This is a genomic window from Cupriavidus sp. C3SS-1 (assembly GCF_057073755.1).
This window is the reverse complement of the sequence record NZ_CP172700.1, coordinates 968277-987249: the sequence shown is the minus strand read 5'-3', so window position 1 is coordinate 987249 and position 18973 is coordinate 968277. Positions and strand designations below refer to the sequence as shown.

21 protein-coding genes are annotated in these 18973 nt (G+C 66.5%); 9 read left to right on the top strand and 12 right to left on the bottom strand.

The genetic code is table 11. The annotated features are described in order from the left end of the window. Window positions 1-32: 32 nt before the first annotated feature. The 5 genes from ACIGJC_RS20515 to ACIGJC_RS20495 all read left to right on the top strand — a co-directional run bounded on the left by ACIGJC_RS20515 (window position 33) and on the right by ACIGJC_RS20495 (window position 6269). Window positions 33-1232, top strand: a complete 1200-nt coding sequence (locus tag ACIGJC_RS20515) for an amino acid aminotransferase (RefSeq protein WP_483713983.1) — start codon at window positions 33-35, stop codon at window positions 1230-1232. A 215-nt stretch (window positions 1233-1447) separates the two neighbouring features. Next, window positions 1448-2122, top strand: a complete 675-nt coding sequence (locus ACIGJC_RS20510; protein WP_483713981.1) for a (2Fe-2S)-binding protein — start codon at window positions 1448-1450, stop codon at window positions 2120-2122. A 9-nt stretch (window positions 2123-2131) separates the two neighbouring features. Beyond that, window positions 2132-3121, top strand: coding sequence for an FAD binding domain-containing protein (locus ACIGJC_RS20505; protein ID WP_483713980.1), 990 nt, complete (start codon window positions 2132-2134; stop codon window positions 3119-3121). After that, window positions 3118-5328, top strand: coding sequence for a xanthine dehydrogenase family protein molybdopterin-binding subunit (locus ACIGJC_RS20500; RefSeq protein WP_483713979.1), 2211 nt, complete (start codon window positions 3118-3120; stop codon window positions 5326-5328). Before ACIGJC_RS20505 ends, ACIGJC_RS20500 begins: the two co-directional genes overlap by 4 nt. Before the next feature lie 56 nt (window positions 5329-5384). Further along, complete coding sequence (locus ACIGJC_RS20495) at window positions 5385-6269, top strand: MipA/OmpV family protein (RefSeq protein ID WP_483713978.1); 885 nt, start codon at window positions 5385-5387, stop codon at window positions 6267-6269. A gap of 74 nt (window positions 6270-6343) precedes the next feature. Here ACIGJC_RS20495 and ACIGJC_RS20490 read toward each other — a convergent pair whose 3' ends face one another. Further along, a complete protein-coding gene (locus ACIGJC_RS20490) occupies window positions 6344-6526 on the bottom strand; it encodes a hypothetical protein (RefSeq protein ID WP_483713977.1) in 183 nt (60 codons plus the stop codon). 275 nt (window positions 6527-6801) lie between these two features. Between ACIGJC_RS20490 and ACIGJC_RS20485 the strand changes: the two genes are divergently transcribed. The 4 genes from ACIGJC_RS20485 to ACIGJC_RS20470 all read left to right on the top strand — a co-directional run bounded on the left by ACIGJC_RS20485 (window position 6802) and on the right by ACIGJC_RS20470 (window position 10439). Continuing rightward, window positions 6802-7305, top strand: a complete 504-nt coding sequence (locus ACIGJC_RS20485; protein WP_483713976.1) for a hypothetical protein — start codon at window positions 6802-6804, stop codon at window positions 7303-7305. A gap of 87 nt (window positions 7306-7392) precedes the next feature. After that, complete coding sequence (locus tag ACIGJC_RS20480) at window positions 7393-7722, top strand: DUF3175 domain-containing protein (protein ID WP_483713975.1); 330 nt, start codon at window positions 7393-7395, stop codon at window positions 7720-7722. Window positions 7723-7741: 19 nt separating this feature from the next. Further along, window positions 7742-8773 carry a class I fructose-bisphosphate aldolase gene (locus ACIGJC_RS20475; protein WP_483713973.1) on the top strand — a complete coding sequence of 344 codons (1032 nt, stop codon included), beginning with the start codon at window positions 7742-7744 and terminating at the stop codon, window positions 8771-8773. Window positions 8774-8834: 61 nt separating this feature from the next. Next, window positions 8835-10439: a sensor domain-containing diguanylate cyclase gene (locus ACIGJC_RS20470; protein WP_483713972.1), complete on the top strand. Its 1605-nt coding sequence runs from the start codon at window positions 8835-8837 to the stop codon at window positions 10437-10439. 45 nt (window positions 10440-10484) lie between these two features. On the opposite strand, the gene ACIGJC_RS20465 is transcribed toward ACIGJC_RS20470, so the two are convergent. From ACIGJC_RS20465 to ACIGJC_RS20415, 11 genes are all read right to left on the bottom strand, one after another. Then, a complete protein-coding gene (locus ACIGJC_RS20465) occupies window positions 10485-11018 on the bottom strand; it encodes a cytochrome b/b6 domain-containing protein (RefSeq protein WP_483714486.1) in 534 nt (177 codons plus the stop codon). 22 nt (window positions 11019-11040) lie between these two features. Then, window positions 11041-11307: a PepSY domain-containing protein gene (locus ACIGJC_RS20460; protein WP_483713971.1), complete on the bottom strand. Its 267-nt coding sequence runs from the start codon at window positions 11305-11307 to the stop codon at window positions 11041-11043. Between the two features lie 181 nt (window positions 11308-11488). Continuing rightward, window positions 11489-11965: a nuclear transport factor 2 family protein gene (locus tag ACIGJC_RS20455; RefSeq protein WP_483713970.1), complete on the bottom strand. Its 477-nt coding sequence runs from the start codon at window positions 11963-11965 to the stop codon at window positions 11489-11491. Window positions 11966-11975: 10 nt separating this feature from the next. Beyond that, a complete protein-coding gene (locus ACIGJC_RS20450) occupies window positions 11976-12569 on the bottom strand; it encodes a TetR/AcrR family transcriptional regulator (protein ID WP_483713969.1) in 594 nt (197 codons plus the stop codon). 153 nt (window positions 12570-12722) lie between these two features. Continuing rightward, window positions 12723-13490, bottom strand: a complete 768-nt coding sequence (locus ACIGJC_RS20445; protein ID WP_483713968.1) for an IclR family transcriptional regulator — start codon at window positions 13488-13490, stop codon at window positions 12723-12725. Window positions 13491-13535: 45 nt separating this feature from the next. Continuing rightward, on the bottom strand, window positions 13536-14696 hold the full coding sequence (locus ACIGJC_RS20440) for a CaiB/BaiF CoA transferase family protein (RefSeq protein ID WP_483713967.1): 1161 nt from the start codon (window positions 14694-14696) through the stop codon (window positions 13536-13538). Between the two features lie 13 nt (window positions 14697-14709). Then, window positions 14710-15876: an acyl-CoA dehydrogenase family protein gene (locus tag ACIGJC_RS20435; RefSeq protein WP_483713966.1), complete on the bottom strand. Its 1167-nt coding sequence runs from the start codon at window positions 15874-15876 to the stop codon at window positions 14710-14712. Between the two features lie 20 nt (window positions 15877-15896). Further along, entirely contained in the window at window positions 15897-16877 is a 981-nt protein-coding gene (locus ACIGJC_RS20430) for a Bug family tripartite tricarboxylate transporter substrate binding protein (RefSeq protein WP_483713964.1), read from the bottom strand. A gap of 86 nt (window positions 16878-16963) precedes the next feature. Then, window positions 16964-17353: a cupin domain-containing protein gene (locus tag ACIGJC_RS20425; RefSeq protein ID WP_483713963.1), complete on the bottom strand. Its 390-nt coding sequence runs from the start codon at window positions 17351-17353 to the stop codon at window positions 16964-16966. A gap of 108 nt (window positions 17354-17461) precedes the next feature. Then, on the bottom strand, window positions 17462-18055 hold the full coding sequence (locus tag ACIGJC_RS20420) for a uracil-DNA glycosylase family protein (RefSeq protein ID WP_483713961.1): 594 nt from the start codon (window positions 18053-18055) through the stop codon (window positions 17462-17464). Between the two features lie 30 nt (window positions 18056-18085). Next, complete coding sequence (locus ACIGJC_RS20415; protein ID WP_483713960.1) at window positions 18086-18967, bottom strand: TauD/TfdA dioxygenase family protein; 882 nt, start codon at window positions 18965-18967, stop codon at window positions 18086-18088. Window positions 18968-18973 lie beyond the last annotated feature (6 nt).

The following is an 18973-nucleotide window of genomic DNA, read 5'->3' as shown; positions in this document are numbered from 1 at the left end:
CTCCAGCCCCGTCCCAGAATCCAGAGAATCCCATGTTTGCACATATCGAAGCCTTTCCCGGCGACCCGATCCTCTCGCTCAACGAAGACTTCCAGAAAGACCCGCGCACCGAGAAAGTCAACCTGAGCATCGGCATCTACTTCGACGACAACGGCCGCCTGCCGGTGATGGAAGCCGTCGAAAAGGCTGAAGCCGCGCTGCTGGCCGACATGGGCCCGCGCCCCTACCTGCCGATGTCGGGCCTGGTGGCCTACCGCAACGCCGTGCAGGCACTGGTGTTCGGCGAAGACAGCCCGGCGCGCGCCGCCGGCCGCATCGCCACGCTGCAGACGCTGGGCGGATCGGGCGCACTGCGCGTGGGTGCCGATTTCCTCAAGCGCTACTTCCCGCAGTCGCAGGTATGGATCAGCGACCCGAGCTGGGAAAACCACCGCGTGGTGTTCGAGCGCGCGGGCTTCACCGTCAACACCTACCCGTACTATGACGATGCCACCGGCGGCCTGAAGTTCGACGCCATGGTCGACGCCATCGGCAAGCTGCCCAAGCAGAGCATCGTGCTGCTGCACGCGTGCTGCCACAACCCGACCGGCGTGGACCTGAACCAGGACCAGTGGCGCCAGCTCGCCGGCGTGCTGAAGGCGAAGGAACTGCTGCCGTTCGTCGACATGGCCTACCAGGGCTTTGGCGAAGGCCTGGAGGACGACGCGTTCGCCATCCGCGAACTGGAGCGCCAGGGCGTGCCGTGCCTGGTGGCCAACTCGTTCTCGAAGAACTTCTCGCTGTATGGCGAGCGCTGCGGCGGCCTGAGCGTGGTGTGCCACAGCGCCGCCGAAGCCGCCAACGTGCTGGGCCAGCTGACCGGCGCCGTGCGTGCCAACTACAGCAACCCGCCCACGCACGGCGCGCGCGTGGTGGCCAAGGTGCTGACCACGCCCGAACTGCGCACGCTGTGGGAGAAGGAACTCGCCGAGATGTGCGGCCGCATTGCCCGCATGCGCGAGGCGATTCACCACAACCTGCGCGACCATGTCAGCGGCGAGGCGCTGTCGCGCTACCTGACCCAGCGCGGCATGTTCACCTACACTGGGCTGAACGCGGAACAAGCCGACCGCCTGCGCGAACAGCATGGCGTGTATCTGCTGCGCTCCGGCCGCATGTGTGTGGCCGGTCTCAACGAGCGCAATGTGACGGTGGTGGCCAAGGCCATCGCCGCCGTGCTCGGCGGCAAATAAGTCGCTTCCGCGCCGGCCGCTCGTCCATGGGGACATCCGACGAGCGGCCGCAGCCGAGGTAATTCCTACACCGCCCCGGCAATTCTGACACCCTAACCGCGCCAGCAGACCCCCGCGCACCCGGTGCACCCGACCATGGGCACCGATCTTGCTGCCCTTGCCCCTGACAGCGAAGCCCCTCCTGCCCTGCTTCGCGAACAGCCCAAGGACCGCGCATGCCCCGCCTCCATCCTGACGGCCCCGACCGTCCCACCCGCCGCCGCTTCCTCCAGTCCGCCGCGCTTAGCGCTTCCGCAGCCGCCTTGCCTACGGTCCAGGCAGCCGGCCCGCCCGCTCTGCAAGATGCGCCGACTGCACCCTTGTCCGTGCCGGCCCGACCCGTCCGCCTCCATATCAACGGCAGGGAACATGCGCTCTCGCTGGAGCCGCGCGTGACGCTGCTCGATGCGCTGCGCGAGACCATCGGCCTGACCGGCGCCAAGAAGGGTTGCGACCATGGCCAGTGCGGCGCCTGCACGGTGCTCAGCGACGGCCGGCGCATCAACGCCTGCCTCACGCTCGCCGTGATGCAGGAGGGCCGGCATATCACCACTATCGAAGGCCTGTCCGACGGCCATGCGCTGCACCCGATGCAGGCGGCCTTCGTCGCGCGCGATGCGCTGCAGTGCGGCTTCTGCACGCCGGGCCAGATCTGCTCGGCCGTCGGCATGCTGGCCGAGGCGCGGGCCGGCGCGGCCAGTACGGTGCGGCCGCCGCCGGCGGCCTTGCCGCCCGCGCTGAACGACGCCGAGATCCGCGAGCGCATGAGCGGCAATATCTGCCGCTGCGGCGCCTACCAGAACATCGTCGCCGCCGTGCAGGACGCCGCCGGCGCCACGCGCCGCGCGTGAGGCGCCACGATGATCCCGTTCACCTACCACCGCGCCACCACCGTTGAAGAAGCGCTGCAGCTCGGGCGCCAGCCGGGCACGCGCTACATCGGCGGCGGCACCAACCTGCTCGACCTGGCCAAGGCCGGCGTCGAGCAGCCGCTGCACGTGGTCGATGTCGGCTGGCTTCCGCTCGCAACGATCGAGTCGCTGCCCGATGGCGGCGTGCGCATCGGCGCCACGGCCAGCAACACCGACACCGCCAACCACACACTGATCCGCGAGCGCTACCCGCTGCTGTCGCAGGCACTGCTGGCCGGAGCTTCGGGCCAGTTGCGCAATATGGCGACGGTCGGCGGCAACCTGATGCAGCGCACGCGCTGCCATTATTTCTACGACACCGGCTTCAGCGCCTGCAACAAGCGGGCGCCCGGCTCGGGTTGCGGGGCGCTGCAAGGCGTGCATCGCACGCACGCCATCCTTGGCGCAAGCGAGCAATGCGTAGCCGTGAATCCGTCCGACATGAGCGTGGCGCTGGCCGCGTTGGAGGCCGTGGTGGTAGTGCGCGGCGAGGCTGGCGAGCGCCGCATCGCGCTGGCCGATTTCCACCGCCTGCCGGGCACCGCGCCGCAGTTCGACACGACGCTGAATCCCGGGGAAATGATCATCGCGGTGGACCTGCCGCCATCGCGTCTCGCGGCGCATTGTCATTACCTCAAGGTCCGTGACCGCGCCAGCTACGCGTTCGCGCTGGTGTCGGTGGCCGCCGCGCTGGAGCTCGACGGCGGCACGGTACGCACCGCGCGGCTGGCGCTCGGCGGCGTCGCGCACAAGCCCTGGCGCGTCCCGGCGGCCGAGCAGGTCCTGGTCGGAAGGCCGATCGATGCGGGCAGCGCCGGCGAGGCGGCCCGGCTGCTGCTGGACGGCGCCCGGCCGCTTCCCCAGAACACCTACAAGCTCGCACTGGCGCAACGCGCCATCGTGCGGGCGCTTGGCATTGCCGCAGGAGACACCACATGAGCGTGATCGGCGCCCCGCTTGACCGCACGGACGGCATTCTCAAGGTAACCGGGCAAGCGCGCTACGCCGCGGACCATCCGCTGCCGGGCCTGCTGCATGCCGTGCTGGTGACCAGCACCATCGCCAGCGGCGAGATCGCGGCCATGGACACCGCCATGGCCGAGCGCATGCCGGGCGTACGCAAGGTGATGACGCCGTTCAACGCGCCGCGGCTGCCGGAACACGGCAAGGCCGCATCGGGCACCCCGCCGGCCGGGCGCGTGCTGAACCTGCTGCAGGACCCGGTCGTCCACTACAACAACCAGCCCGTGGCCGTCGTCATCGCCGACACGCTGGAACAGGCGCGCGATGCCGCCGCGCATCTCGTCATCCGCTATCGCGCGCAGCGGCCAGCGCTGGATTTCGCCGCGGCGCGTGCGGGCGCCTACAAGCCGAAACAGGCCAAGGATGAGCCGGCGGATACCACGCGCGGCAGCCTGTCGGGCGCGGAAGGTGCGGCGGCGACGATCGATGCCACCTATTCCACGCCGTTCGAGAACCACAACCCGATGGAGCCGCACGCCACCGTGGCGGCCTGGCAAGGCGACATGCTCACGCTGTACGACGCCACCCAGTACGTCAGCGGCGTGCGCAAGACCGTTGCCAAGACGCTGGGCGTACCGCCCGCGCAGGTGCGCGTGGTCTGCCCCGTCGTCGGCGGCGGCTTCGGCTGCAAGGGTTCGACGTGGTCGCACGTGGTGCTGGCGGCGATGGCCGCACGCGAGACCGGACATCCGGTCAAGCTCGTGCTGGAGCGCCCGCAGATGTTCGGCCCGGTCGGCGGGCGGCCCCACACCGAGCAGCATGTCGTGCTGGCAGCGCGGGCCGACGGCACGCTCACGGGCATGCGCCACGAGGTCGTGGCCAGCACCTCGTTCATGGAAGACTGGCTGGAGCCGTGCGCGCTGCTTACACGGATGCTGTATGCCGTGCCGAACCAGCAGACCAGTCACCGGCTGCTCAAGCTCAATGTCGGCACGCCCACGTTCATGCGCGCGCCGGGCGAGGCCTCGGGCAGCTTCGCGCTGGAGTGTGCGATGGACGAACTGGCCTACAAGCTGGGCATGGATCCCGTCGCGCTGCGCCTGCGCAATTACGCGGACACGGACCCCGGCAAGGGACTGCCGTTCTCGAGCAAGTCGCTGCGCGAATGCTACCGCGACGCGGCCGAGCGCTTTGGCTGGGCGCATCGCAATCCCGCGCCGCGCTCCATGCGGGCCGAGGGCCGGCTGGTGGGCATGGGCATGGCCACCACGACCTATCCGGCCAATCGCTCGGCCGCCAGCGCGCTCGCGCGCATCCTGCCGGACGGCACCGCGCTGGTCCAGTCCGGTTCGCAGGACCTGGGCACCGGCACCTTCACCGTGATGACGCAGGTGTCCGCCGACGCGCTCGGCCTGCCGCCGGACAAGGTGCGTTTTGAACTGGGAGACACCAATTTCCCCGAAGCCCCCGTGTCGGGCGGCTCGCAGTCCGTCGCCAGCGTGTCGCCCGCGGTGCAGGCCGCCTGCGCGGCGGCGCGGCTGGAACTGGTGAAGCTGGCGGTCGCCGACCGGGCGTCGCCGCTTGCCGGGGCGTCGCCCGAGGACGTGGATATCGTCGATGGCTGGCTGCTGCGCCGCTCCGACCCGTCGCGGCGCGAGCCGATCGCGGCGCCGATCGCGCGCCGCGGCGGGCAGCCTGTCGAAGCCCGCGTGACCGCGCGGCCCGGCGACGAGCGCAAGGCGTTCTCGATGCACAGCTTCGGCGCCGTGTTCGCCGAAGTCCACGTCGATCCCGATCTCGGCGAGATCCGCGTGCAGCGGATCGTGGCGACCTACGGCGTGGGCCGGCTGCTGAACCGGAAAACCGCTCACAGCCAGCTCATGGGCGGTATCGTATGGGGCATCAGCATGGCGCTGCACGAGCAGGCCGAACTGGACCCGGCCAGCGGCCGCATCGCCAATGCCAACCTGGCCGAGTACCATGTGCCCGTCAATGCCGATATCGTCGCTATCGACATCGTCGTGCTGGACGAGGATGATCCGCATATCAACCCGCTCGGCACCAAGGGCATCGGCGAGATCGGCATTGTCGGCGTGGCCGCGGCGGTGGCCAACGCGGTGTATCACGCCACCGGCCGGCGCCTGCGCGACCTGCCGATGACGGTCGACAAGTTGATGACCTGAGCGGCCATGCGCCTGCAAGAACAACCAACGAATAAATGAATCAACGGGAGAAACCATTGGCAGAGCTGGAAACCCTCGGGCCGCGGGGCGGCTTGCGCGCGCTTGTGCCGCGCGCGGTACGGCCGTGGCTGTTCGCGCTGTCCGCCTGCGCGTCGGCTCCGGCCTGGGCCCAGACACCGGCCCCACTGGCCGAATGGCAATTCTCGGTCGGCATACCGCTTGAAAAGCTGTACGAAGACACGATTCCGGAATGGGAAGTCCGCCTCGGCGCCGCGGCAATGCTGCGCCCGCGCTATGACGGCTCGTCGAAATACATCGTGATCGCCGGGCCCAGCATCGATATCCGCTATCGCGATATCGCGTTCGCCTCGATCGGCGAAGGCTTCGGCGTCAACGTCCTGCGCGGCAAGAACTACCGGGCAGGGATTGCGCTGACCTACAACCTGGGCCGGCGCGCCGAGGAGAATTCGCCGCTGCTGGACGGCATGAAGAACATCAACCCGGCGCCGGAAGCCAAGCTCTTTGCGGAATACGCCGTGTCCAAGGAGTTTCCGCTGGTGATGCGCGTCGACGCGCGGCGCAGCATGGGCGGCTCGGACGGCTGGATCGCCGATATCGGCGCCTACATGCCGCTGCCGGGCAGCTCCGAGAAGTTCTACTGGTTCGCGGGCCCGACGCTGACGCTCGCGGACTCGCGCTACATGAATGCCTGGTACGGCGTGAGCGCGTCACAGGCGCGGGCCGGTCGCCCGCAGTTCAACCCCGCTGGCGGCGTGCGTTCCTACGGCTTCGGCCTCAGCGCGGTCTGGTTCTTCGACAAGCATTGGTTCGCCAGCAGCGACGTGTCAATCGTACAGCTCGTGGGCGATGCGAAGCGCAGTCCGCTGACGCAGAGTTCGACTGGCGGAGCCTTCGATCTGTCGATCAACTACCAGTTCTGAGCGGCGCGGCAAGAAAAGACGCGGCGGGCCTCCTGCCGAGGCCGCACCGCGCGGCAAACCCATCAGCCGGGCACTTATTGCGCTGCTGCCTTGTCGGCGGCAGGCTTCTTCGCGTGCTTGTGAGCGTGGGTCTTCTCCTTGTGGGTGCTCTTCTCCACCTTGGCGGGTTCCTTCGACTCCGGCGCGGCAGCCGGCGCTTGCGCATACGCACCAGCGGCAAACAGGCCCAGGGTCAGGATGGCAAGTGCTTTCTTCATTGTCGGTCTCCGGATGGACGCGCGGTGTTGCGCGCCGATTGTGAAAACGTCGACCCGCGGCGCACTGTTGACGGTCCATCGACGGATGTGTGTAACGGAATATTTCAGTCCATCGGACTTCCTTGCGCTGCCGCAATGTTCTATGGATGTGACTTAAAGCTGGCAATCTGCTGCCGATAACGGTGAAATCCCCCCGCGTAGACTTTTTACCCTCGTACCTACGTTGCCCCCGGCGTGGCGTGCGGCAACCCGCTGTCCGTCAACAGGAGCGCCTCATGAGCATGATCGAAGCCACCATGGCAAGCCCGCCTGCCTCCCTCTCCATGGAGGCCAGTGCCACGGCAGAAGACCTTTCCGCTGATCCCGCGAACGCCGCCAATGCGGCCGGCAACACGATGGGCAGCGCCACGGCGCAGCCCAGCGCCGATGTCAGGATTTCCATGTCCGGCAGCGCCCTGGCTTCCGGGCACGCGGCTGGCAAGTCAGCCGCCAGGGACAGCGACATCGACGACAGCAGCCTGCCCGACAACGTGAAAAAGCTGGTCAAGCGCCTGCGTGAACTGCGCGAGAAGCTTGAGCAGAAGGCCCAGGAACTCCAGGAACTGAGCAACAGCACCACGGGCAACGCCGAGCAGCGCCGCATGCGCATCGAAGCGCTACGGGCCGAGGTCGGTGCGCTGACCTCGGCCATGGACAGCGTCAGCGCCGACCTTGCCCAGGCTACGCGCAAGTTCAGCAGCGATGAGAAGGCCGCCTTGGCCGGGCTGATCATGGGCTAGACCTCGCGGCAAGGCAACGTCCAGGCCCCCACACCGCTCCCCAAATCGCCTAGTCTGAGAGTGACACCAGCGTTTCGGGGAGACCCAGTGCCCGCAGCCAGATCCACGCGCCAGTCCGGCAAGCAGCGCCGCCACGGCCGCCATGCGCGACGCTGGTCAAAGCAGGTCAGCGAGCACAGTGACGCGCTCGACCTGCAACCCGATCTCTTCAAGCATACCGACCCGAAGGAAATCGCCGCTTCGCTCAAGCGCTCGGCGGAACACAGCCGCCGGCGCAAGGGCACGGCGTTCCAGTCGGCCATGTCGATGCTCAATTTCTATATCAACCGCGCGGGCCGCAATCTGCCCAAATCGCAGCTGGCCGTCCTGCAGCGTGCCAAGGGCAAGCTGCGCGAGGCCTTCGGGCGCGCGCCGTGAACGCACTCCAGGAGATGCCATGGATACCGCAAGCGAACTGCAGGCCACGGTGAAGGCGATGGTGCAGCCAGGCAAGGGATTGCTCGCGGCCGATGAAAGCGGCCCGACCATTGCCAAGCGCTTCGCCACGATCGGCGTGGAATCCAATGAAGAGAACCGCCGTGCGTGGCGCAGCCTGCTGTTATCGACGCCGGGCCTCGGCGCGCATATCAGCGGCGTGATCCTGTACGAGGAAACGCTCGGCCAGCGCGCCGACGATGGCACGCCCCTGCCCGAACTCTGCGCGCGCCAGTGCATCGTGCCCGGCATCAAGGTCGACAAGGGCAAGGTGCCCCTGGTGAATGCGCCGGGAGACGAGATCACCGAAGGGCTCGACGGCTTGCCGAAGCGGCTTGAGACCTACCGCCAGCAGGGCGCGCGCTTTGCCAAATGGCGCGCGGTGATCAATGTCTCGGACACCTTGCCCGGCACGCTTGCGGTGCAGGCCAACGCGCAGGTGCTGGCCGCGTATGCGGCCATCTGCCAGGCATCGGGCATCGTGCCGATCGTCGAGCCGGAGGTGCTGATGGACGGCGACCACAGCATGGCGCGCTGTGCGGCCGTAACCGAACGCGTGCTGCACGCGGTGTTCCATGCGCTGCATCGCTATGGCGTGGTGTTCGAACACATGGTGCTCAAGCCTAGCATGGTGATTGCCGGCAAGAAGTGCGCGCAGCAGGCGGCCGTGCAGGATGTGGCCAGCGAAACCGTGCGCGTGCTCAAGCGCACGGTGCCGGCCGCGGTGCCCGGCATCTTCTTTCTCTCGGGCGGACAGACGCCCGAACAGGCGACGGCGAACCTCGATGCCATGAACCGGCTCGGCCCGCTGCCGTGGCCGCTGAGCTTTTCCTATGGGCGCGCGCTGCAGGAGCCGCCACTGGCCGCGTGGGGCGGGCAGGCCGCCAACGCCGGGCAGGCGCAGCAGGCGCTGCTGAAGCGCTCGCTGCTGAATGGCAAGGCGTGCCTGGGGCAGTATGATGCGATGCAGGAATCGATGGGGAAGGTAGGCTGATCCGGGTGCGTCCTGCATTCGCAACCCGCTCGCCTGTTGAACCGCACGCGTCCTCTGGTCCGTGGGGCTTCCGATCGACAAGGAAGCCCCATTCCGTTCGCTCGCCGGATGCACCCTTCAAGTCAACCACATGTTCCTTATGCGAGAACAGCCACCTTTTTCGCTGCTGCGCCTGTTCGACTATGGGCAAAGGCACCTGAGCCTTAACATCAAGCGCGGCCTGCTGGCGTTGTTCCTGTTGCTCCAGGCGATATTCATCGGTGGCTACCTTGCTCTCGAGCGTGCAAGAATCGAGGACGACGTGGTGCGAGTGCTGCGCAACACGGCCCTGCTGGCGTCGCAGAACTTCGAAACCAGTATGGATGCCATGCGTTTTCAGCTCCGCGGCATCGGCAGCGCGCTATTGCTGAATCATATTGTCGCCCCGCAAGCTTCTCAGGGGTACTTGTTACAGGAATTGAAGAAGGACTGGCTGGATGCGGTGATTGTCACCAATCCGGACGGGGATTTCGTCGCGAAGAGCAGCCTGTTTCCCTTTGAGCAAGCGTTGGATTCATCCATTCTCGGCCGCGCAACATTTCGAGACCGCCCTCAGTTCAGTGGCCTAACCCGCGATGATGCGAACGAACGGCTGCGTTTCTGGCGCGGCGATGGCACCGACCCGAATTTCAGGGGCTTCTTCATCTACAGTTCTGTGCGTGATAGCCTGGGCCAGAACCTTGGTGGCGTGATCGGCTTTCTCAATTCTGCCTCTCTCCAGCGCCAGTTCGCCGACCTGGAAAAGAGAGGCCTTTATCTCGGCCCCGGGGGTGTTGTGGTTGTGGTCGATCGCGACAGTGGCCAGCTCCTTGCCCGCATCGGAACGCCAGCGTCCGACACGCCGTCCGCCCAACACCTGATGGGATATGCAAGCGATACCGCGTTGCAGGCGCACCACTATGTGTCGCCGTTCGACGGAGTGAATCGCCTGGGGGTCTTCCTCAACATCAACGGTCACAGATGGGTGGTCCTGGTCGCCGCTGCGGAGCACGACTATCTTCGTGGGTGGTATCTTCGCACCGTTCTTGCCACTGCCGCGTTTGCCGTGATGGCAGTGTTGCAGTGGATGCTGCTGCATTATGCCCACGCCAACTTCGTGCAGCGCGAACGCCTCGCGCGCCAGGCCCGCTTTGATCCGCTGACTGACCTCGCCAACCGACGGCATTTCGACGAGTGGGCGCGGGGCGCATGCAACCTGGCTCGGCGCCAGGGACAACCACTGAGCGTCCTGTCATTTGATCTGGACCGGTTCAAGAATATCAACGACACATACGGGCACGACGCCGGCGACGTTGTACTTCAGCGCGTGTCACAGACTGTTCGCGGCATGCTGCGCGATGGTGATATCGTTGCCCGATTCGGGGGCGAAGAATTCGTCGTGGCCCTGCCTCAGACCGCTCTGGACGAGGCGGCGCAAATCGCGGAGCGCATTCGCGTTGCCTTCGGTGCTCAGGAGGTGAAATTCAACGGCCAGATCATCCGCTTCACTGCCAGCTTCGGCGTCGCCCAGACGACGCCGGGCGAACTGGAAGCCAGCGATGGCATCCATGCCGCCGTGACCCGATCCGACCAGGCACTCTATCAGTCCAAGCAAGCCGGCCGCGATCGCGTGACGGTAGCGCAATAAGCCCCTGGAATCGCCCTGGGCCCGGTATCCAGCCAGGCCCGTGCGCTAATCGCGGGGATTCTTCCGCTTGCGACCGGTCACCATGGCCAGCACCAGGTTCTCCCTGCCGGCCACGCTGAAGACGATCGCAGCCAGCACATGCACGATGACCAACCCGGTCAGCATGTCCGCGAGCGCGGCGTGGAGGTCGATCGGCCAGTCCTCGCCCCACAGCGCATCGAGCCGCGACATCCATCCGGTAACGGCCAGCGCCAGGATCAGCGCCCACATCAGCAGCATCATGACTGCGCCGAGCGGCGTGTGGCTGAGGAATCGCGGCGCGCGGCGCTGCACCAGCGCCTTGCTGTAGGCCAGCACCCCAGCCGGCCGCGGCACCCAGGCGCGGAAGCGCGCGTGTTCGCTGCCGACGAGGCCCCAGACCATGCGCAACAGTACGAGACCGGCAGCCACATAGCCGAGCACGCGATGCAGGCGGCCGCCGGAATCTTCGATCAGGTCCCAGAAGACGATCGCGGCCACGCTCCAGTGCGTGATGCGGACGATCACGTCCCAGACACGGACCGATGCGGTGTCCGGCATGGTGGCAGCGAGCCGGAGGGGATTACTTTCCAATCTCGGACTTCACGATGTCCAGGGTCTTGGTGTCGAAGTAGATCTCGGCCTTCTTGCCGTCCTTGGTGGTGCCGTAGATCTCGTAGCAGTTGCCGTCCACCTTGAATTTCTTGATGACATAGCCCTGCGCTTCGATCTTGGCGCGCGCGTCGGTCTCCGTCATCCATTCGGTCTTGGGATGGGCCACGCATTTGGCGCTGGCCAGCGCACCGGTGGACAGCGCGGCGGCCGCGGCAAAGGCGATGATTTTCAGCATGGGAAGTCTCCGTCAGGGTCGCCCGGATCGGGCAATTGTCAGATCGTACCGCTAAACGGGAACCATTCTCAAATTCGGGTTTCCCCACATTGCCTCGCGCCGCCATTTGCGTAGCTTCCCCTCCCATCCAAGGCGCCCGCCCGGGGCGATGGCGGTGACCCCCAGGCGGCGCGGAGCTCCATCAGAGCCCGAGGTCCGACAGCCCCGGATGATCATCCGGACGACGGCCGAGTGGCCAGCGGAACTTGCGTTCCGCCTCCTTGATCGGCATGTCATTGATGCTGGCGTAACGGTTGACCATCAGGCCGTCGTCACCGAACTCCCAGTTCTCATTGCCATACGAGCGAAACCAGTTGCCCGAGTCGTCGTGCCACTCATAGGCGTAACGCACCGCGATACGGTTGCCGCCGAAGGCCCACAACTCCTTGATGAGGCGGTAGTCCAGTTCCTTCTTCCATTTGCGTTCCAGGAAACCGCGTGCCTCGTCGCGGCCATTGGCGAATTCGGCGCGGTTGCGCCAGCGGGTATCGGCGCTATAGGCAAGCGATACCTTCGCGGCATCGCGCGTGTTCCAGCCATCTTCCGCAAGACGGACTTTCTCGATGGCAGTTTCGCGCGTGAACGGCGGCAGCGGCGGACGGGTTTCAGCATTGGACATTGGCAGCACCTCAATGGTGGGAGGGAGATGGCCCGTTTCCGGACCGGGAAGATTCGAGCAGCAGGGCCGCGGCCCTGCCGGCGCTGTCGGCGGCACTGGCGTCGCCACTGACCATGGCGACAGCGGTGGCCCCGTCGATCAGGACCAGCAGCTGGCGCGCGGTCTCGCGCGGATCGGGCAGGCCGCAGTCCTGCGCCAGTACATCGAGATAGTCGAGCAGCCGTTGCTTGTGGAGGCGGGAAACGGCGCGGATCTCGCTGTCCGGATCTTCGATCTCGCCCGCGGCATTGATGAAGGCACAGCCGTGAAATCCGTCGGATTCGAACCATAGCCGCAGCGCCGGGAAAACGGACATCACCCTGTCAAACGGATCGTCCGTAGGCGGCGTCGAACGGATAAACCACGCCATCCAGCGCGCATCGCGGTTCAGCAACGCAGCCGCGACCAGTGCTTCCTTGGTCGGATAGAGCCGGTAGATGCTCTTGCGGGCCACGCCCGACGCCTTGACGATGGCGTCCATGCCCGTGGCATGGATGCCGCCGGAATAGACCAGTTGCTCGGTGGCCTCTAGCAGCCTGGATTGCGTGGAGGAGTCGTCGGACATAGGGTCTTCCTGCTTGCTTGAGAACGATCGTTCTCCGTATGCAGGATAGTAGAACGATCACTCTCCAAGGTCAAGCCTTGCTCGCGGGGCCCTGGCATGAAGCGCATCCGCCGCTCGCGCGAACGCGCCGTGGGCCGAGGTGCGGCTACTGGTTTATCCCTGCAGCGAAGCCTGTCCGCTGCGCAGCGCGTCGACGATCGGCGCGACGCTGGATTCGACGCGATGGATCGGCCCCGCTACGGACATTCCGTACACCACGCCGCCGATCTCCACCGGCACCGCGATCGCCCCCAGGTCGGGGAACGACTCGCCGAAGTTCGGATACCAGCCCTGCTGCCGCCACTGCGCGATGTCTTGCTCCAGGGCTGCGCGCGAGGCCACGGTGCGCGCCGTGCGGGGCTCGAACGAGACCTTCGCCAGTACCACGTCCCGCGCCGGCCCCGGCATGACTCCGAGGATCGCGCGTCCGATCGAATTGATATGCACATCGCGCAGTTCACCGGGCGTGGCAATGTAGCGCACCGGGTTCTGCGACTCGCGCACGTCGAGATAAAGCACGCGCCCGTCATCCTGCAGCTTGCCGAAGATGACGGTTTCGCCCGTGGCATCGCGCAGCGCTTCCAGCACGGGCTGCACGCGCTCCAGCAACGGGTCGTTGCGCGAGATGCGCTGGGCGATGCTGAGCAGGCGGCTGGTCGGGTAATAGCCCTGCCGCCGGCCAGTCTCGTAGAGATAGCCGAGCGATGCCAGCGTGCGGATCAGGCCGAGGCAGCTCGACATCGGCGCGCCGAGCAGTTTCGCCAGTTCCGTCAGCGTGAGCGAGCGGCCTTCGCGCGCATAGATCTCCATGATCTCGATCACGCGCAGCGCCGTCTTCACGCTGGCCTGCCCTGCCTTGTCGCCCGTCTCGGATTCCGCCATCTCCCTGTTCCTGTCAGCCTTGCCGTGCGCGGATTGTACGCGTCTTCAGGCGTCGTCCGACGACGCCGGCGGCAGCGGCTGCGCCCACGTGCGGATATTGCCGGGCGTGCGCGAGAAACGCGTCGGGATGCCGATGCCGCGCAGGCGACCTTCGCTCGGATGCTCGTACTCGAACACCATGCCGGTGGCGCGCAGGTGCGGGTCCTCCATCACCTCTTCGAACGCCGGCACTTCGCTGTGCGGGATATCGGCGCCTGCCAGCAATGCGAGCCACTGCGCCGTGGTCTTGCGGCTCACGATATCGGCCAGCGTCGCATACAGCTCGTCGATATTGGCGCTGCGCGCGGCCGGGTCGAGGTAGCGCGGGTCCCGCGCCAGTTCCGGGTGACCGGAGAGCGCGAAGAAACGCGCCCATTGCGGCGTGGTGTACGGCAGCAACGCGATATAGCCGTCCTGCGTGCGGTAAGGCTTGCGGTGCGGCGACATCACGCGCGGATAGCCGCACGCGCCCTGCCCGGGCACGAACGTCTGGCCGGCCAGTTGTTCAGGCGCCAGGAACGACACCAGCGTCTCGAACATCGGCACCTCGATGGCCTGCCCCTGCCCCGAGCGCTCGCGCTCGTACAGGGCCATCGGGATGGCATAGGCCACCGTCAGGCCGGCGACCTTGTCGGCGAGGATGGTATTGACGTACTGCGGACCCTCGGCGCTGTTGGCGCCCTGGAATTGCGCCAGGCCGCTGCGCGCCTGGATGATGTCGTCGAACGCGGGCATGCCGGCGTACGGCCCCGTTTCCGAGTAGCCATAGGCACCGCAGTAGATCAGGCGCGCGTTGGAAGCGCGCAGCGACTCATAATCCAGCCCCAGCTTGCGCAGCGATTGCGGACGCACGTTGGAGATGAACACGTCGGCCCCGGCGATCAGGTCCTTCAGCCGCGCCAGGTCTTGCGCGCGCTTCACGTCCAGCACCACGAACTGCTTGTTGCGGTTCAGGTTCAGGAAGGTGGCGCCCATGCCCGCGTGCAGCGCCGGCTCCGCATGGCGGAAGACATCGCCGGCCGGCGCCTCCACCTTGATCACTTCGGCGCCCATGTCGGCGAGGATCTGCGTGGCATACGGCCCCATGCCGACCGAGGTCATGTCGACCACGCGCACGCCCGCCAGCGGACCGGTTGCCTTTGCCGCTTCCGCATTTTGCATCGTCATCGCTGGCTCCCGCTCAGTACGACTTTGGCAGGCCCAGCACGCGCTCCGCAATGAAGCACATGATGAGTTGCGGGCTGACCGGAGCGATGCGCGGGATATACGACTCGCGCAGCAGCCGCTCGACGCGGTATTCGCGCGAATAGCCCATGCCGCCCAGCGTCAGGATGGCGGTCTGGCAGGCGTTGTGCCCGGCTTCGGCCGCAAGGTACTTGGCGGTGTTGGCCTCGGCGCCGCAGGACTGGCCCGCGTCGTAGCGCGCGGCGGCCTTGAGCATCATCAGGTTGGCCGCTTCGAGCTGCATCCACGCCTGCGCGAGCGGATGCTGCACGCCCTGGTTCATGCCGATGGGCCGGCCGAACACCACGCGCTCCTTCGCGTACTGCGTGGCAATGGCGAGCGCCGCACGGCCCAGGCCGATGGCTTCGGCCGCAATCAGGATGCGCTCCGGGTTCAGGCCATGCAGGATGTACTCGAAGCCTCGCCCTTCCTCGCCGATGCGGTCTTCATCGGGGATGAACAGGTCGTCGATGAACAGCATGTTGGTATCGACGGCCGAGCGGCCCATCTTGTCGATCTCGCGGATCTCGATCTTGCTGCGGTCCACCTTCGTGTAGAACAGCGACAGGCCTTCGGTCGGCTTCTTCACCGCTTCCAGCGGCGTGGTGCGCGCCAGCAGCAGCATGCGGTCGGCCACCTGCGCGGTGGAGATCCAGATCTTGCGGCCCGTCACCGAATAGCCGCCCTCCACCTTGCGCGCGTAGGTCTTGAGCTTTGTGGTATCCAGGCCCGCGTCGGGCTCGGTCACGCCGAAGCAGGCCTTCTCCTTGCCGGCGATCAGCGGCGGCAGGAAGCGCGCCTTCTGCTCGTCGGTGCCGAACACCACCACCGGGTTCAGCCCGAACACGTTCATGTGCACCGCCGACGCACCGCTCATGCCCGCGCCGGACTCGGAGATGGTCTGCATGACCAGCGCCGCTTCCAGGATGCCCAGCCCCGCGCCGCCATACTGCTCCGGCATGGCCACGCCCAGCCAGCCGCCTTCGCACAGGCTCTTGTAGAACTCGTGCGGATAGGTGTGGGAGACGTCGAGCTTGTTCCAGTACTCCATGTCGAACTGCGTGCAGACCTGCTGCACGGCTTCGACGATCGACTGCTGTTCGGCGGAGAGATCGAAATTCATATTGGTGTTCCTTCTGTTTTTTATTCGGCCTGGATGCCGGCATCCTTCACCAGCCGCGACCATTTCTGCAATTCCGCCACCACGAACTGGCCCAGTTCGCCCGGCGTGCTGCCGAACGGTTCGAAGCCGAAGGCGTGGAATTGCGGCGCGTATTGCTTGTTGGACGCAATCGCAACCAGCTCGTGGTTCAGGCGCTCGACCACCGGTGCGGGCGTGCCGGCCGGCGCAAACACCCCATTCCACGACGTAATGTCAAAGCCCTTGAATTCCGGCTCGCTCGCCAGCGGCGGCAAGTCAGGCAGCAGCGCGCTGCGCTGCGCGGTGGTCACGGCCAGCGCATGCAGCTTGCCGGCCCTGACGTTGGCGATGCCGGCCGCGAAGTCAACGAACATCACCTGCACTTGCCCGCCGATCACGTCGGTCATGGCCGGAGGCGTGCTCTTGTACGGCACGTGCAGCATCTTCAGCCCGGCCATCTTCGACATCGTCGCGCCAGCCACGATGCCGGTGCTATTGCCGCTCGCATACGACATGCCCGGGTGCGCCTTGGCATAGGCGACGAATTCCGGCAGCGTCTTGACCGGCAGCGACGGGCTGACCACCAGCATGAACGGCAGGTTGCCCATGCGCGAGACCGGCGTGAAATCCTTCACCGGGTCATAGCGCAGTTGCTTCATCAGCGACGGGTTGGCCGAATGCGTGGTGTTGGTGGTCATGAACAGCGTGTAGCCGTCCGCCGGCGCCTTGGCCACGAACTCCGCGGCAATGGTGCCGTTGGCGCCGGGCCGGTTGTCGACCACCACCGGCTGCTTGAGCGCTTCGCCAAGGTACTTGGCCGTCAGGCGCGCGACGGCATCCGTGCCGCTGCCCGCGGCAAACGGCACCACCAGCCGCAGCGGCTTGGACGGGAATGGATCGGCCGCGCCCGCCGGGGAAATCATCGCCATGGCGGCACCACAGCCCACCGCCAGGGTGAGCAAAGCCTGTTTTGCGAACTTCACGATGCTGGTCTCCTGTTTTCAGCGTGTCCGTGCCGGTCTGTGGCGCCGGCTGCCGGACGGGTAAATCGGAAGCTGGGCGCGCGGCGCTATGCGGGCCGCACGACGCGCTCCGGGGATTCTTCGTAAGGCGGGGAATAGATCACGAGGATCTTGGCGGGCTTGTCGCTCACGACGGTGAAGATGTGCATGGTGTCCGGCGGGAAAAAGCAGCAATCGCCCGGCCCCATCTCCTTGCGCTGGCCGCCGACTTCCGCAATGGCGCGGCCTTCCAGCACGTAGACGACCTGCTCGATGCCGGGGTGCGCGTGCGGCAGTGCGCCCTTGCCTTTCTCGATCGTGCCGTGCAGCACTTCCAGGTGGCGCGCGCCGACCGTCTCGGGGGAAATAAGACGTCGGTTGAGCGTGCCGGTGTGGTTGGCCGGGTGATAGCCCGGGGTGTCCTCGGTGGAAACGAAGTAGACGGGAGGCTGCGGCATGTTGCGTGTCTCTAATTCATGTCTGTGAATTTAAGTTTATCACCATGAATTTACGAGGCAAGCCCGATGGGCCCGATATCGGGTTTACACCGGTGCCGGATACTGCGCTCAGTTCTCCAGCGCCATGGCGACCAGCTGCCGCAGCCGCGGCACCACGTCGGTCTCGAACCATGGGTTGCGCCGCAGCCAGAGCCGGTTGCGCGGGCTCGGGTGCGGCAAGGGCAGGAATTGCGGCAAGTAATCGGCGTAGGCCGCGACCGTTTCGGTCAGCGTCGGCCTGGCGTTGTCCCGCAGGTAATACGCCTGTGCGTAGCGGCCGATCAGAAGCGTCAGCCGGATATGCGGCAGGGTCGCAAGCAACTGCGCATGCCAGAGCGGCGCGCACTCGGGCCGGGGCGGCAGGTCGCCACTGGCGCCCTTGCCGGGGTAGCAGAACCCCATCGGCACGATCGCCACCCGGCTGGCGTCATAGAACTCGTCGCGCGTCATGTTCAGCCAGCCGCGCAACTGGTCGCCGGACGGATCGTTCCATGGGATGCCGGTTTCATGCACGCGCCGTCCGGGCGCCTGGCCGACGATCAGCACGCGCGCGCTGGCGGCGGCACGCACCACCGGGCGCGGTCCGAACGGCAAGTCGCAGGCGCGGCAGCCGGTGATGTCGTTGAGGAGGATGTCGAGCGGGGAACGGGGGTTGGCAGGCAATGTGGCGCGGCGGGGTTTCGGTCGGGAGTTTCAGTGTAGTCCCGCACCTGCGCCCACCACCGATCCGAAGGGACGGTCTCCGATGATCGTTGCGCGGTCCATCCGCCGGTGGCACGGCGGATAGTCCATGACGGCGTAATGCTGGGTCGACCGGTTGTCCCAGATCGCCACGCTGTTCTTCTTCCAGCGCCAGCGGACCTGGTACTCGGGGATGTATGCCTGCGTCACGAGGTAGCGCAGCAGGTCGGCGCCGCCGGGGTTGTGGTCCTGCCCGAAGCGCACGCGTGCCGGCGTGTGGAAGTTGGTGAAGTGCGTGGTGAAGCCATTGACGAACAGCACCTTTTCGCCAGTCTCCGGATGGGTTCGCACCACCGGGTGCTCCGCGTCGGGGAACTGACTCTTCAACGCCAGGCGCTTTTCGATCGGCATGGCGGCGCCAAAACTCGCCTCGATGCTGTGGCGCGCCCGCAGGTCGGCGACCTGCTCCTTGACGTGGGCCGGCAGGTTTTCGTACGCCAGCGCCATGTTGGCCCACATGGTGTCGCCCCCGAAGGGCGGGCACTCCCGGCACCGCAGGACGGCGCCGAGCGGCGGTGCTTCGCGCCAGGTGGCATCCGTGTGCCAGGCGTTCTCGTAACGATCCGGCGGGTTCTCGGGCGTCTTGTAGATCTGCACCAGCCCCGGGTTCTCCGGGTCGCTACCCGTCACGGGGTGATCCTCCAGGTCCCCGAAGCGGCGCGCAAAGGCCACGTGCTGCGCGGCCGTGATGTCCTGGTCGCGCAGGAACAGGACGCGATGCCGGAGCAGCGCTTCGCGGATGCCGGCGAACAGGCCGTCGTCATGGATCGCATCGGCCAGGCTGACCCCAATGAGTTCCGCGCCGATTGCGCAGGTAAGTTGTTCAACTCGCATGGTCGA